The 13,186-nt window shown below is 40.2% G+C and carries 18 protein-coding genes and 1 pseudogene; 3 read left to right on the forward strand and 16 right to left on the reverse strand.

Going from position 1 to position 13,186, the window contains the following annotated elements:
• Positions 1–6 precede the first annotated feature (6 nt).
• The 7 genes from BUE31_RS14310 to BUE31_RS14335 form a co-directional block, all read right to left on the reverse strand.
• A complete protein-coding gene (locus tag BUE31_RS14310) occupies positions 7–867 on the reverse strand; it encodes a hypothetical protein (protein WP_143167132.1) in 861 nt (286 codons plus the stop codon).
• A gap of 113 nt (positions 868–980) precedes the next feature.
• Positions 981–1,154 (reverse strand): hypothetical protein, encoded by a 174-nt coding sequence (locus BUE31_RS31060; protein ID WP_159440685.1) that lies wholly within the window; start codon positions 1,152–1,154, stop codon positions 981–983.
• 2 nt (positions 1,155–1,156) lie between these two features.
• Positions 1,157–1,372 (reverse strand): PRTRC system protein C, encoded by a 216-nt coding sequence (locus BUE31_RS14315; RefSeq protein WP_073404501.1) that lies wholly within the window; start codon positions 1,370–1,372, stop codon positions 1,157–1,159.
• A 17-nt stretch (positions 1,373–1,389) separates the two neighbouring features.
• A complete protein-coding gene (locus tag BUE31_RS14320) occupies positions 1,390–2,013 on the reverse strand; it encodes a PRTRC system protein E (RefSeq protein ID WP_073404502.1) in 624 nt (207 codons plus the stop codon).
• Positions 1,994–2,239, reverse strand: coding sequence for a hypothetical protein (locus BUE31_RS14325; RefSeq protein ID WP_073404503.1), 246 nt, complete (start codon positions 2,237–2,239; stop codon positions 1,994–1,996). Before BUE31_RS14325 ends, BUE31_RS14320 begins: the two co-directional genes overlap by 20 nt.
• Positions 2,240–2,243: 4 nt before the next feature.
• The gene (locus tag BUE31_RS14330) at positions 2,244–2,609 is read right to left on the reverse strand and encodes a hypothetical protein (protein ID WP_073404504.1); all 366 of its coding nucleotides are present in this window, start codon (positions 2,607–2,609) and stop codon (positions 2,244–2,246) included.
• 77 nt (positions 2,610–2,686) lie between these two features.
• Complete coding sequence (locus tag BUE31_RS14335; RefSeq protein ID WP_073404505.1) at positions 2,687–3,085, reverse strand: single-stranded DNA-binding protein; 399 nt, start codon at positions 3,083–3,085, stop codon at positions 2,687–2,689.
• Between the two features lie 313 nt (positions 3,086–3,398).
• Between BUE31_RS14335 and BUE31_RS31440 the strand changes: the two genes are divergently transcribed.
• Positions 3,399–3,716, forward strand: coding sequence for a hypothetical protein (locus BUE31_RS31440; protein ID WP_234997825.1), 318 nt, complete (start codon positions 3,399–3,401; stop codon positions 3,714–3,716).
• Positions 3,713–3,865, forward strand: a complete 153-nt coding sequence (locus BUE31_RS31445) for a helix-turn-helix domain-containing protein (RefSeq protein ID WP_234997826.1) — start codon at positions 3,713–3,715, stop codon at positions 3,863–3,865. The genes BUE31_RS31440 and BUE31_RS31445 overlap by 4 nt, the downstream gene beginning before the upstream one ends.
• 253 nt (positions 3,866–4,118) lie before the next feature.
• On the opposite strand, the gene BUE31_RS14345 is transcribed toward BUE31_RS31445, so the two are convergent.
• The 8 genes and pseudogenes from BUE31_RS14345 to BUE31_RS14380 form a co-directional block, all read right to left on the reverse strand.
• Positions 4,119–4,736 carry a sterol desaturase family protein gene (locus BUE31_RS14345; RefSeq protein ID WP_073404506.1) on the reverse strand — a complete coding sequence of 206 codons (618 nt, stop codon included), beginning with the start codon at positions 4,734–4,736 and terminating at the stop codon, positions 4,119–4,121.
• Between the two features lie 178 nt (positions 4,737–4,914).
• Complete coding sequence (locus tag BUE31_RS14350; RefSeq protein WP_073404507.1) at positions 4,915–5,664, reverse strand: SDR family oxidoreductase; 750 nt, start codon at positions 5,662–5,664, stop codon at positions 4,915–4,917.
• Between the two features lie 185 nt (positions 5,665–5,849).
• Positions 5,850–6,497, reverse strand: coding sequence for an FMN-dependent NADH-azoreductase (locus BUE31_RS14355; RefSeq protein WP_073404508.1), 648 nt, complete (start codon positions 6,495–6,497; stop codon positions 5,850–5,852).
• Between the two features lie 256 nt (positions 6,498–6,753).
• On the reverse strand, positions 6,754–7,365 hold the full coding sequence (locus tag BUE31_RS14360) for a TetR/AcrR family transcriptional regulator (protein ID WP_073404509.1): 612 nt from the start codon (positions 7,363–7,365) through the stop codon (positions 6,754–6,756).
• A gap of 151 nt (positions 7,366–7,516) precedes the next feature.
• Positions 7,517–8,197: a FadR/GntR family transcriptional regulator gene (locus tag BUE31_RS14365; protein WP_073404510.1), complete on the reverse strand. Its 681-nt coding sequence runs from the start codon at positions 8,195–8,197 to the stop codon at positions 7,517–7,519.
• A gap of 5 nt (positions 8,198–8,202) precedes the next feature.
• A complete protein-coding gene (locus BUE31_RS14370) occupies positions 8,203–9,393 on the reverse strand; it encodes a 1-deoxy-D-xylulose-5-phosphate reductoisomerase (RefSeq protein WP_073404511.1) in 1,191 nt (396 codons plus the stop codon).
• A gap of 8 nt (positions 9,394–9,401) precedes the next feature.
• On the reverse strand, positions 9,402–10,568 hold the full coding sequence (locus BUE31_RS14375; RefSeq protein WP_073404512.1) for an alpha-hydroxy acid oxidase: 1,167 nt from the start codon (positions 10,566–10,568) through the stop codon (positions 9,402–9,404).
• Between the two features lie 202 nt (positions 10,569–10,770).
• A pseudogene (locus BUE31_RS14380) lies at positions 10,771–11,118 on the reverse strand (threonine dehydratase); the annotation flags it as partial.
• Between the two features lie 500 nt (positions 11,119–11,618).
• Here BUE31_RS14380 and BUE31_RS14385 point away from each other — a divergent pair.
• Positions 11,619–12,509, forward strand: coding sequence for an AraC family transcriptional regulator (locus BUE31_RS14385; protein WP_073404513.1), 891 nt, complete (start codon positions 11,619–11,621; stop codon positions 12,507–12,509).
• 214 nt (positions 12,510–12,723) lie between these two features.
• On the opposite strand, the gene BUE31_RS14390 is transcribed toward BUE31_RS14385, so the two are convergent.
• A complete protein-coding gene (locus BUE31_RS14390; RefSeq protein WP_073404514.1) occupies positions 12,724–13,176 on the reverse strand; it encodes a carboxymuconolactone decarboxylase family protein in 453 nt (150 codons plus the stop codon).
• Positions 13,177–13,186 lie beyond the last annotated feature (10 nt).

The following is a 13,186-nucleotide window of genomic DNA, read 5'->3' on the forward strand; positions in this document are numbered from 1 at the left end:
TTTAAATTAGTGGTCGTAATGGTTTAAAAAAGTGCAGAGCCTGTCCAAGAGCGGAAAAAAAAGGCTCTCAAATCCGAAGCTTTCCTGTTTGGCTGTTTCGGAATTATCGAATAGCACTACATCAATCGGTTCATCTGTAATCCCCATTTCCTGAAAGGTGCAATCAATCATGGACATGACCGTTTCAATCACAGAATCATTGCCACTCCAATAAAAGCTGATATATTCATCGGCTCTAATCCGCTCATTAACTTCGGGATAATACAGGTCAGGGCGTATCGCATCGAACATATTACGGTTCGGATAAGCTTTATACAATTGCACAAACTCAATGGCCAATATCGCCAGATCGTTATCCCTTACTTCGGCATTGGCATAACTCAATACTATATCTTCTATATTTTCAAGCCTTACCTTTTCGGCCATTAACCTGCCTAACTTGATACCTGAATTTTGGAGCGTTGACAGTTCGTCCAGTTGTTCCTCCTTATATGCCGTTTCCTCTGCATCATCCTCACACATTTCCTCATTTATCATATCTTCCACATAGCGGTATTGGTCTGCTAAAAAGGTTTCGTAATCTGAATACAGCGGTATTTGTACCACCTGATACAGGTAAGCAAAAATGGCGGTTACTACTTCGGCAACAGGTTGCTGTTGGGCATCCGAAAGCCATTTCCATAAGGGTTTTACAGGTATGTAATACATCATTCTGCCCGTATCGAACTGGCTGATGGTGGCTAAAACCGCCTCATGGCTATCGTCTTTCAGGATAATACAATCCAGTTTTTTATTAATGGCCTTTACCCGCTCATTCGTGATAGACCACGACTGATAGATATTTTGCGGGAATGATACCCCAATCACATCGGGTATTTGCAGGTCATAGTATTTACAGATATTTTCTAAAGAGCGGAAATATTCCGTTTCCGCTCTTTCTGTATTGCCGTCAAATAACCAAAAGGGTTTGAAAGTATGGTTCAGAAAACCATTACCACCATAGCGGGGGGAGCGCTTCTTAAAGGGTTGCGCTGTATTTCTCCCGCATCGGGCAGACGGTTTAGTTTTTCTGCGTAATTGCCGAACTGTGCATATATTCTCCATAGGTCACTATCCTTATCAACTTTTACTTTGGTGATTACTTTATTTTTCATGATTAGCCTTTTGTTCCCATTGTGGTTTCAAAATGAAACTGCATTTCGTCGTCTTTAAATTCGGGGCCACGTATTTTGGCTGTGGTCAGTATCGGGTAGATACTGGCGTAAAAATTCCGAACATCTTCTTTTGTGAGTTGAACACCGGGGTCGGCCAATCGCACTTCCTGACCGTTCTGTTTATGCAGGAACACCCTGCTGATTGTTGTGATTTCCATGTTGGTATGCTGATAGATTATAAGTCCTTTAAAAATTCTTCGTACTTGGCTTTACGCTTTTGTAACTCTACACCCTTTTCATTGATTTCACCCGCCTTTTCAAGGTAATCGCCACAAGTTTGCAGCAGGCTTATAGCTTCATCATACTTAAATACTTTACTCAATTCTGCTACCTGCTCCAATACTGTTTCATAGCGTTTTTTCTTTTCAGCCAGTACCTTTTGCTCATTTTCCTGTATAGAGAAAAGGTTTTCGGTTTCCTCGTTATCATCGTCATCATCATCCGTATCGGGTTTTGGTGTGGTGTTGGCTTTACCCTTGTTTCCTTTGTTCTTTTTGTCCAATTCCGCTTTTGAATTTTCAGCAGCCTTTTTCAGGCTTTGCTGATAAGCATCCATATTGGCAAAAAGGCTTGCGGTTTGCTTTACAGGAGCAGCTATCGCCCCAAAAAAGCCCTCGCCCAATTCTGTAGCATTGCCTTTTAATATCATCGGGGGAATGACATTCCCTGCGGTATCTGCCGTAGCGTTTGGCAGGAAAACGGATACGGTTAATAATCCCTCGGCATTTTTTATGAAATTGAGGTTTAATGCGCCCTGAAATTCAAGTGCGCTGATATGTTCAAAAAAGTTCGTTTGCATGGTATTTCGGTTTCTTGTCTTTTAAAATTTTTGTTCCTTTTCCTTTTTGGTAATAGTCTTTATACCCGTTGCTTTCGATGACAGCCCGAAGCATAATTTCGGCGTGTCTAATTGCAAAAGCATCCTCCGCACTGACAAACAACAGGTTGGTGTCCTTAAAAAAGCGAAGAGCGTTGGCAATTACCTTGATGGCTTTTCGTTCTGTTTTATTGGCTAAATGGCTCATGTGCTTAATATTCTAAATTGATACACTGCTCTTTGGTGGCATTTAATAGGCTTTGGATATAGGGTACAAATTCGCCCTGCTTAATTATCCTATTGAATGTGATGCTTTCAAAAGCGTAATCATCCTTGATGGTCAGCCACTCGTCACCACCACTAATCTGATTGATAAAGCATAGGTTTTTGAAATAATAACCCTGCCCGAGGCACCAGTTGCCCTGTTCAAAAATGTATTCCAGTTCTGCAAGTGTTGCCACTCTAATCAGCATATATTTGCTAAATGGTGGGTCATTCGCTTCGGCAATCCAAGGGTTATCTAAGCCGATGGCTTCCCATGTTTCTATCAGGTCTTTGGCATCAAAATCATTTTCCATGATGTGCAGTATTTATGTTTCTTGAATGTTTACAAATGGTTTAAACAACACCCTGAAAAAGGGTGCTGTAAGGTATTTTAGAATGGCAAATCATCATCATCACCGCCACTCGCTGCAACAGCATTCTTATCAGCCTTTTTATCTTTCGGGTTATCGTTTGGTTTTACAGCGGTAGAGCCAAACAATTTGACGGTATCAACAGAGCAAACAAGGTCGGCTTGTACTTTACCCTCACGGTTTTCCCAAGTCTGGGCTTCTACCCAGCCTGAAATTTCAACAATTGCGCCTTTGGTGAGGTAAACCGCCAAGCCGGGATTTACCCAATATGAGCAGTTAACGTAGGCGGTCTTTTCTTTTTTTTCACCTGCTTTGGTTTTGTAGCGTTGGTTCAGTGCTACGGTAAAATTGGTTACTTGTTTGTCGCCTTTAATGGTTCTTACATCGGCGTTTGCGGTAATTCTTCCTGTGAATAACATAAATTTTTGTTTTTTAAATGAATAAATCTGTTTTGCTTTCCTTATCTCGCTTTGCTTTTCTTGATTATTTTTTAAAAGAAAAAGGGAAAAAAGAAAGCCATAGGAAGAGCCGGCTCATAGCCAAAAGGAAACGGAATAAGTCCCGAAGGGTGGATTGGTGAGGTACGAGCAAAGCCATTATGCCGTAGTCTTTTGGCGTACTCCAACATTTGAATACGGCAAAACCTTAGCTGCGCTTTTTACCCGTTTCGACTAAAAAATATTAATCATTACTCCAACCTATCCTAAAGAAAATCATATTCTCCAGGAATGTGTGTCTAAGATAGAGGCTGAATTAAAAGAAAATATCGACGACCATAGCCAAAACATTATCGTCTCGCAAATTGAAGTGTTACTCAATTATTGCACTCGTTTTTATAGCCGTCAATTCATCACCCGCAAGAACACAAACAATTCTGTAGTTGTGCAGATAGAAAAGATACTGAGCACTTATTTCCAGGGAGGAGCTGAAAAACGGCTGCCGACCGTCAAAGATCTGGCAGAACAGGTGTTTTTATCTCCCGGTTATCTCAGCGACTTGCTGAAAAAGGAAACCGGAAAAACACGCAGGACCATATTCATTTTTATTTGATCGAGGAAGCCAAACACCTGCTGATCGGAACAGATAAACCCATCAACGAAATAGCTTATGAACTGGAATTTGAATACCCTCAATATTTTAACAAGCTTTTTAAGCAAAAGACAGGCAAAACTCCTATTATGTTTCGGAGCCTTAATTGAGCGATGGTCTTCATTCCAAGCGAATAAAGAAGATCATATTATAGCATCAGCAAAGGAAAGATCGCTATAGAGGTCCGTTAAACCGAGATATTTTACACTGATGATTTGTAGCCTTGAATGAATCTCTCAATTCGGCACCCATGACGAACCAAATGCAGCCTAATTGTATAGTTCTGATAATCAATTGTAAAATTAAGTCCATGGAAAAAATATTATAGCGTAAAAAAAATCAGTCATCTAAACTTCGTTCCGGCTAATCTGATTGCAGGATCTTATCCCAAAGTGGTGAACTGACACCGTAACCCCTATTTGGATTTTGGTAATGATGCAGCATATGGTGCTGCTTGATCTTCTTAAACAGGCCACTTTTAAAATTAAGGTGGTGCATGGCATAGTGCCCGATATCATAGATCAAGTAGCCTGTCAAAAATTTGGCAAAGATAATATCGAGGTATTTAGCAGGCAGTAAATTCCTAAATAGGAAAAAAAACATTAAAGCCAGAGGAATGCTTAAAGATGGAGGCATAACCAGCCGCCTACGGTCGCAAGGGTAGTCATGATGAACGCCATGAATAACAAAGTGAAGTCGGGCACCTATCTTTCCCGGAAACTGGTAGTGAAAAATATAACGGTGCAACACATATTCAACGATCGTCCAAACAATCAGTCCTGATATAATTGTCACCGGGTACTGCCAAGTACAGAGCCCTTGCTGAATGCCCTGGATGATCATATACACTATCACCGGCATGAAAATAATGATTGGGACTGTGTAATGTACTTTTGATAGCGCCTCAAAAAAGTCACTTTTAAACATGCGTACAGATTCCTGCGAATTAGAAATGTATTTTTTACGTTGATTTGCGTTCATTGCCTTAGGTTCGAATTGATCTATAGTAATGAAGTAAAATATTGCTGTATTTTCAGACCGTTAATGCAGTGTAATCAATTGCAAATGGAGGGTACTTTGTGTGTATCCTCCATTTGCAATCAAATTTATCTATAGTCCGCAGTCACACTTTAACCTGCTGATTAATAAATTAAGCCGGTTATTTACTCTCGTGTGATAACCATTTTGCAAGATCAGTTTTGCCTAATGTGGCTTCGCCTTGCGGCACCAAACCGTCATGTGGTACCTTGCCACCGAAGTACTCATCTCGTTGGTTAGGCACAACCTTCTTTGCAGGATCTATTGCCTGAACAAATTCTACAAAAAAGTCGCTTAGTGCACGGCGATCAGGACCGGCAATCTCCGGGGTTAAGTTTTCAGCGGCTGCTAAAGCGAATTGGGTAACCAATGCGGCTACGTCTTCAGCAGCAATTGGCTGAAATTGGACGTGTGAGCCATGAATTTCATTACCCTGGGTCGAAGCACCAGCAAGCGCTGGTATAAATTCAATGAATTGGGTACTACGGATGATTGTAAACGGTATACCTGAATTCCTGATCAGATCTTCTTGTACCTTTTTTGCACGCATGTAACCCACATCCTGCATACGGTCAACGCCAACGATTGACAGGGCCAAATGATGTTTAACGCCAGCTTCCAATTCTGCTGCCATTAAATTACGTCCGGATTTTTCAAAGAATTCCAATACCGCTCCATCCTCAAATGAGGGGGAGTTGGAAAGATCGATAACGACATCCGTGCCTTTGAGTGCTTCTTTAAGTCCTTCACCTGTGACCGAATTCACCCCGGTTGAGGGTGAAGAAGCGAGTACTGAATGTCCGAGTTCGCGTAGGTGGCCTGCTACTTTTGTACCGATAAGTCCGGTACCGCCGATGATTACGATTTTCATATGTTGGTTATTTAAATGTTAATTCGTTCAAGTATTTATTTGAAAGTTTTTGAAATGGCTTTATTTAAAAGTCGGTCAATGCTCCATCAATAACCAGGCATTGGAGCCTATCCAGTTGCAACATCGGGCGGAATGTCAACAATGCCCTTGAGCAATATTGAATGTCCAATCTCGTTTTTGCTGATTTAACCCTGATCATTATATAAAGCTATAGATGTTAGACCATTTACCGTGCGTACAATTTCCTCCTTACCTTTGTTGATAGCGTTTTCACGGGCCTCAGCATCTGAAAACTGGACAGGAGATACATTGATAAAAGTCACGTCAGTGAGGCCCATAAAAGCGAATATGGCTTTCAAATACGGCCTCAGCTGATCCATGTGTTCCATATTATCATTGTTGAAGTCAACACCGCGGGTATTGATGACGAATACTTTCTTGTCAACCAGCAGCCCCTCAATGCTGTGACCGACCATTTTAAACGTGCGGTCAATGCGAACGATGTTATCTATAAACGCCTTGAAAATAGACGGCACTGAAAAGTTATACATCGGCATACCTATTACAATGGTATCCGCTGCATGCATTCTGTCAACAAGCTGCTCCGATTCCTGAAGCTCCGCGACCATTTCCAAAGTCCGCTCCGCTGCAGGTGTATAATTTGCCCTTATTAATAAGGCTGTCGGATGCGCGGGAATATTTTCCGCCAGGTCCAGGTAATCAACCTCAGTATCTGCATCAGCTTTCTTTAATTCATCAATAAAATGCGCTGACAATTCTTTGGAAACAGACCTATCGCCACGAACACTGCTGTCAATATGTAATACTTTCATCTTAGACTTTGTTTTTTTGTAAAATTACGCCTTGCCTGGATTGCCTTAACCATCCATCTTTTCGAATCTTGGCAGTCCAGACACATGCATTCCAATCAATGATTTCAATTGATAAAAGATCCTCAGCCTGATTAGGAGTAGGTAGCTAATGGTCACATCAAACTGATTATTCTGCAAGAGGGATTGAAACGTCATCCTTTTGATAAAAGATATAGTGAAAAGCCCGGCCCGAAGGGCTTGCCCTGATCAATAAAAATTATAAAGCCGCTCCATAGGCCCAATCCACGATTTTAGCCACAGTTTCAATAATAGCCTGCGTTCCTTCCTCTGATTTTAGATCAAGATCGGCAAAGTGGTAGCCATTTTTCCTTGTGTGCAAAATGATATAATATATACCTCCCACAAGCAAAGCGGCCACTGCCCTAAAATTTATATCTGAATTTTTGAAGTGATCATCCGTACGTTCCAGGATTTCGTGACCAATATTTTCCCGAACATTGTGAATACTCCGCATAATAGGATATGAGCCGGCGAGCTCTATTAATATCAGGTTTTGCATTTCCTGTTCCTTTAAAAAAAACTTGAACAGCATTTGCAAAGTATCGGAAATAAATAGTTTGCTGTTTGAGGGGTCTAATTCTTTAGATACTGTTTTTAACTTGTCTGCAAACAGCATCCAGAAATCATTCTCAGTAACATAGGTTTCGGTGAGGTTATCCAGGTTTCCAAAGTAGCGGTAAACTAACTTCCGGTCAACTCCGGCCTGCCTGGCTACCTTACTGATGCGCACCCCTGAAAAACCTTTTGTCTTTATAATGATGCCAACAGCATCAATTAATTTTCGCTTTGTTTGTTCTTTATCTTTCATAGTGGTAAGGTGTTTACGAATAGGTTGTATAAATCTTCTGAAGGTATTCAAGCATATTTGATCTCAAAGGGGGATCTACTCTTCAGATCAAAAAAGTTGCGGCTTATGCATTATTTGATATCTAACAAAATAATGCGGATATCTGCAATGGTTAACTCCAAAGCGCCGAATCATAAAAAATGCTGGCAACCTTGCAGTGAAAATCCACTGTTAATGTCCGGTTTCGATTGATCAGGCTATTAATTATTCCGCTGTATACATCGGGTAAAAGCTGAAATGAATCCAGCACTTGCTCAGATAAGTATATGTCATTCTTAATTTTGTTGACAAATAAATTGTAAAGTTCAATGAGAACTCTGTTTGGACCGATTTTACCTAAAGCCTGATAAAAATCAAAATGTCCAATGACCAGCGCTTTTAAGTTCACCTCACTAACTGCCTCCGCACAATTTTCAAGTAGCTTTTTCAGGCTACTCAAATCAATTCGGGATGTTTCAAGTGTTGCATTCTGAATGATCTTAGTTTCCAGCAATGACATAATTTCCTGCACGCTTGACGTGTCCGCACCCAGAATCGCTGCCATTAAAAAATTTTCCTGCTGCTGTTCTGTGGCAACAAAAGTGCCTCTTCCCTGAAAGACATTTACATAACGTGAGTTGGCCAAAGACTTTATGGCCTCGCGTATCGTAGACCTTCCCACTCCAAATATTTTCATTAAATCTTTTTCAACAGGCAGTTTTTGCGCGGATTTATAATGGCCAGAGGTAATTCCATCTAATAATTGGTCTGCAACCAGTTCGGAAAGATTTTTCCTTTTAATGATATTGGTCATAAAACTTAAAATGTATGGTAATACCCTGCATGTTTCACTCTATTAGCTATAAAGGAATGAGCAAGCTCCCGGCTTAATTTGTCAATTTCAAAAAAGTCATCAAGGGAAGGTTTTTTAATTTGGCTTGCAATGGCCATCACTTCGCCGATGACATCACTCATCTCCAGGAAGCCAATCATTTCACTCAAGAATGCCGCGACGGCGACCTCATTAGCAGCATTCAAAACGCAGGGCATTATTCCTCCTAAATTTAAAGCATCATAGGCTAGTGACAGGTTTTTAAAAACCGACATATCTGGTTTGTGAAAATTTAATTCCGGGTAATCCAAAAAAGAAAATCTTTTAAACCCGGTAGACTGGCGTTCGGGATAATGAAACGCGTAGTGAATCGGAAGTTTCATATCAGGCAATCCGAGTTGAGCTTTGATGGAACCATCGGTAAATTGCACAAGGGAATGGACAATAGATTGAGGATGAACGATCACATCTATCTGCTTAGGTTCCAGGTTAAATAACCATTTCGCCTCAATGGCTTCTAAGCCCTTGTTCATAAGTGAAGCAGAATCGATCGTAATCTTATTACCCATTGACCAGTTTGGGTGTTTCAATGCGTGAGCGGGAGAAATATGTTCCAATGATGCACTGTCCCATCCGAAGAAAGGGCCACCTGATGCAGTGATATATATTTTTTCAATATCCCGATAATGCTCACCCGCGAGACACTGAAAGATTGCTGAGTGTTCAGAATCCACGGGCAGGATACTGACCTTATGTTTATTCACTTCCTCCATGATCAGTTCACCTGCAACGACCAACGGTTCTTTATTAGCAATTGCGATATTCTTACCCGCCCTTATGGCCATGACAACAGGTTTAAGGCCTGCGAATCCCATAACAGCGGCAAGGACCAAATCGATTTCAGGCATTTGTACAATTTCGCAAAGTGCATCACTTCCGCAGAGTACCAGAACCGAATAGGGTCGTAAAGCTTCATTTACTTGTCGGAATAATGATTCATTCCCAATTACAACTGTCTTGGGATGGAATTTTATGGCCTGTTCTATAAGTAGCTCCGCATTGTTTTCAGCAGTCAATGCAATGACATTGTAATAGTTTGGCCGGGCACTGATCACCTCCAGCGCCTGTGTACCGACACTTCCTGTAGACCCGAGAATAGCAATACTTTTCTTTTTCATACTTAATGTTAGCTTTTGGTGGAGATGAGCGTACCTGGTAGTTCGTTCGGAGTTGCGCAACATAATTGTTCCATAGCCTGCTTAAATTGAGCTTTGAACATGCTGATGGTATGGATTCCACCGCTTTTACCAAGTGCCGACACTCCATACATAAATGGTCTGCCCATGAAAGTAAATTTAGCGCCGCAGGCCAATGCTCTTGCAACATCTGGACCGGATCTTATTCCGCCGTCAAGCATCATGGTCATTTTTTCGCTGTAATTTTCTGAAAGATTAATCAATGACCTGATAGAAGATTCACAAGCATCAATTTGCCTGCCACCATGATTTGAAACTATGACGCCATCCGCACCCAGGGCTATGGCTTTTTCGATATCATGGCTACTTACTATTCCTTTTAGGACAAGTTTACCCTTCCATCTATCCCGTATTGCCGCAATCCGATCTGCATCCACCCGTTTATCAAATGAATTATTCATAAATTGCCCCAATTGGCTCATATCTAATTTTTTGTCCATATATTTCTTAAGGGTTGCAAATTCCGGAATACCATTTCGTAAGGTTTCAAAGGACCAACCAGGTCGTAGGGCAGCCTGAAATATATTGTTAATGTTCATTTTAGGAGGCATTGAAAGGCCCACTTTTATTTCCCTGTATCGAAACCCGAAAGACGGGACATCGACAAGCACTACTAATACGGGACAATTTACGGCCTCAAGGCGATCCAGAATATCATCACACATGGCTGATTTGGCCGGATGGTACAACTGAAACCAAAAACGGCCATCAGTTACGTCAGCAATATGTTCTATACTGCTTGTTGATACAGTGCTTAATATAAAAGGAATATTGTGGGCAACTGCGGCCTTAGCAAGAATTTCAGGGGCATTAGGCCACATAAGACCCTGAAGGCCGATTGGCGATACCCCGAATGGAGCATCATAAACATGGTCGAATAATTTTATACTGGTGTCAACACCAATGTATTTTTTTAAATATTGCGGCATTAAGGTGATTTGATGAAAGTCTTTCTCGTTTTTTCCAAGATTTATTTCATCATTGCAACCACCTTCCAAATAGTCAAATGCAAATTTCGGTATGCGCTTCTTTGCCCTTTTCTTAAGGTCCCCAACCGAGGGGAATAATGGGTTATAATTTAAATGAGCAGATTTCATCAACTTGAAATTAACGGATGTATGAATGTTGGCTAAACCAACAAAGCTACAGACAAGCGGAAATTGCAAACAGGTAAAAAGGCTGCTTTTCTCGGTAAATTTCTAAAAAGTAACAGTATGGGAAGAAAAATCTGTTACAGAGACTGTGCTCTAATTTGCTTTAAAAGGGACAAATAAAAAAATATTGAATGGGTGATAAACTTCAAACTAAATACTCAAATAAAGTCTGCTCTTTATTGAGCTCTATAAAATTAAAGTTCTGTTGTTTAAATCGCTTAAGTAAAATCGCATAATCATCCAGTTGAGATTGCTCGATTCCAATCAAAGCAAGCCTCTGTTCTTTTTCGGTTCTTTAAAAAAACTCAAAACGGGTGATATCATCTTGGGGACCTAAAACATTATTTACAAAAAGTTTAAGTGAACCTGGGCTCTGGGGGAATCGTACGATGAAATAGTGCTTTAAGCCTTCGTAAGGCAGCCATTTTTCTTTGATTTCCTGCATACGTGCGATGTCGTTATTGCCCCCGCTGATTATACATAGGACTTTTTTATTGCATGAAAATTAAAATATGCTGTTCTTATTCGAACAATTAATTTTTTGGTCGGTAATCTGAAATAATTCCAGCAATAACCGAAAAAGTAATAAGGCGGTCAACGGTTAACCAAAGTAAACGAGTAAGAACCAAAAGCTGTCAACCATAGCCTGAGCTGCAGATTTTACAGACTGATCAGATATAACTGCGTCGGATTTCTGAATGCTTTCAGCCAATAAGGAAGCTATTGCAGAATTTTCTGTTATAGTTGAATTAACGAGGACAGTTAATAATAAACCGCTTATAACGAAGGTATTTGTCCAGTGCCATAATCGCCGTGGTGAGGAGTATTTGTGAACTCTTTGGAGTGGTAACCTACCGGCATTCTTTATTTGAACCATGGTTATTTTTGCTCTTTACTAAGTTTCATTGCATAAGTAATTCATGAATGCAAATAAGCAGGGTATAGAGAGTTTAAAACAGGTAAAAAACAAACATTTTTGAGTACCTTTAGTGTATGAGGACCAAGCAGCTTTATAAAAGTGTTGAAGTAACAATTATGGACGTTGACAAAGTTGCAGGTGCACTGCACTCACATCATTACTTCCAGCTTGCCTATGTTCTGGAGGGTAATGGCATACACACTATAAATAATAATAGCTTCCAATTTTCGTCAGGAGATGTATTTTTGCTCGTTCCCGGCGATCAACATAGTTTTATAGCAGACCCAGTTCCAAAGTTTTGCATGATCGACTTTACTAAAAGCCTTTTTTCGAAAGATACCAGGGACCTGGATGATACTTCTGACCTAAGCGAATCTTTTAAAAGATTAGAATATATTTTTCATAACCTTCATGGTGTAAACGGTAAGATTATCAGAGAGATCGATCAAATTGTATTTAATTCACTGATTCATCAGTTAATTATTGAACAAAAGAATGAGATGCCATTTAGTAAAGCCATAACGCAAAATATCATCTTTTTACTACTTAACCTTATTGCAAGGAATATACAGCAGACATTATATGATTATTCAACCTATTCTGATGCCAAAAACAAGACCCATTCTATAACAGCTTATATTCAGCATAATATCTATGACAGGGAGGCGATAAAGGTTGAAAACATCGCAGCGCATTTTGGAATGTCCGAGGGGCATCTAAGCAGATATTTCAGGCAACAATCAGGAAGTACCATCAAAGAATACATCACAAAATATAAAATGGAAATTATATTGACCCGACTGAAATACAGCGATCTTACCATCTCAGAAATTGCGGGTGAGCTTAACTTTACGGATGAAAGCCATTTGAACAAAAGCTTCAAAAATACATTCAATAAAACTGCGAAGCAATTCAGGAAAGAATTCGCCCAATTACATCCTCAGAAAGTTTGGTCTAAACCTTAAATAATTTGAGTCAGCGTCTTGAAGTATGACTTGACCCAAACTGAATAAATTTATAGCCTCCGATGCTTTACGTAACCTGTAACTCTTGAAATGAGTATGATTGACATATTTGAATATTTATGATATGAGTTTTCCAAATATGTAATAGCAGGCCAGGTTAGTACCCGTCCTGCTATTAAAATTGAATTAATCAATTACCCGAGGTAATAGTAAATCACCCGAACATTCCAACTTCATAGCTTCCAACCAATGATGGAAAAGAAAGATTGATGCGGTTCCATGTATTAATTAGGGTTACCACATGGGTAAGATCTATCATTTCTTCATCCGAGAAATGTTGGATTACTTCTGTATAAACGTTATCAGGAACCTTTGCACCGGTGACAGCTTCCGCCCATTTTAATGCTGCCCTTTCTCTGTCGGTATAGTACGGAGATTCCTCCCAAGCGCTCAATCCGTAAAGGCGCTGTTCTGTCTGTCCGTGGGCGCGGGCTTCCTTCCAGTGCATATCCAGGCAGTAGGCACACTTGTTTATTTGTGAAACCCTGATATCCACCAGTTCCATTATTTCTTCACCAATTGATGAGTTTTTAAAGTTGGCTCGGACATCAAAAAGTGGTTTGAGGGTGTTCATGCCTTTTGCGAAAACATTAATTCTATTTTCCATTTGTTTGTTA

Origin of the sequence: Mucilaginibacter sp. OK098 (assembly GCF_900142915.1) — a bacterium.
In the GTDB taxonomy this organism is placed as follows: Bacteria; Bacteroidota; Bacteroidia; order Sphingobacteriales; family Sphingobacteriaceae; genus Mucilaginibacter.

What these genes read in the sequence shown, in the direction of transcription:
- BUE31_RS14350 (WP_073404507.1), bottom strand. Translation starts at nt 5,664, where the DNA reads ATGAAAATCGTAATCATCGGCGGTACCGGACTTATCGGTACAAAAGTA.
- BUE31_RS31060 (WP_159440685.1), bottom strand. Translation starts at nt 1,154, where the DNA reads ATGAAAAATAAAGTAATCACCAAAGTAAAAGTTGATAAGGATAGTGAC.
- BUE31_RS14360 (WP_073404509.1), bottom strand. Translation starts at nt 7,365, where the DNA reads ATGAAAGATAAAGAACAAACAAAGCGAAAATTAATTGATGCTGTTGGC.
- BUE31_RS14335 (WP_073404505.1), bottom strand. Translation starts at nt 3,085, where the DNA reads ATGTTATTCACAGGAAGAATTACCGCAAACGCCGATGTAAGAACCATT.
- BUE31_RS14325 (WP_073404503.1), bottom strand. Translation starts at nt 2,239, where the DNA reads ATGAGCCATTTAGCCAATAAAACAGAACGAAAAGCCATCAAGGTAATT.
- BUE31_RS14370 (WP_073404511.1), bottom strand. Translation starts at nt 9,393, where the DNA reads ATGAAAAAGAAAAGTATTGCTATTCTCGGGTCTACAGGAAGTGTCGGT.
- BUE31_RS14320 (WP_073404502.1), bottom strand. Translation starts at nt 2,013, where the DNA reads ATGCAAACGAACTTTTTTGAACATATCAGCGCACTTGAATTTCAGGGC.
- BUE31_RS14330 (WP_073404504.1), bottom strand. Translation starts at nt 2,609, where the DNA reads ATGGAAAATGATTTTGATGCCAAAGACCTGATAGAAACATGGGAAGCC.
- BUE31_RS14390 (WP_073404514.1), bottom strand. Translation starts at nt 13,176, where the DNA reads ATGGAAAATAGAATTAATGTTTTCGCAAAAGGCATGAACACCCTCAAA.
- BUE31_RS14365 (WP_073404510.1), bottom strand. Translation starts at nt 8,197, where the DNA reads ATGACCAATATCATTAAAAGGAAAAATCTTTCCGAACTGGTTGCAGAC.
- BUE31_RS14345 (WP_073404506.1), bottom strand. Translation starts at nt 4,736, where the DNA reads ATGAACGCAAATCAACGTAAAAAATACATTTCTAATTCGCAGGAATCT.
- BUE31_RS14375 (WP_073404512.1), bottom strand. Translation starts at nt 10,568, where the DNA reads ATGAAATCTGCTCATTTAAATTATAACCCATTATTCCCCTCGGTTGGG.
- BUE31_RS14385 (WP_073404513.1), top strand. Translation starts at nt 11,619, where the DNA reads ATGAGGACCAAGCAGCTTTATAAAAGTGTTGAAGTAACAATTATGGAC.
- BUE31_RS14315 (WP_073404501.1), bottom strand. Translation starts at nt 1,372, where the DNA reads ATGGAAATCACAACAATCAGCAGGGTGTTCCTGCATAAACAGAACGGT.
- BUE31_RS14355 (WP_073404508.1), bottom strand. Translation starts at nt 6,497, where the DNA reads ATGAAAGTATTACATATTGACAGCAGTGTTCGTGGCGATAGGTCTGTT.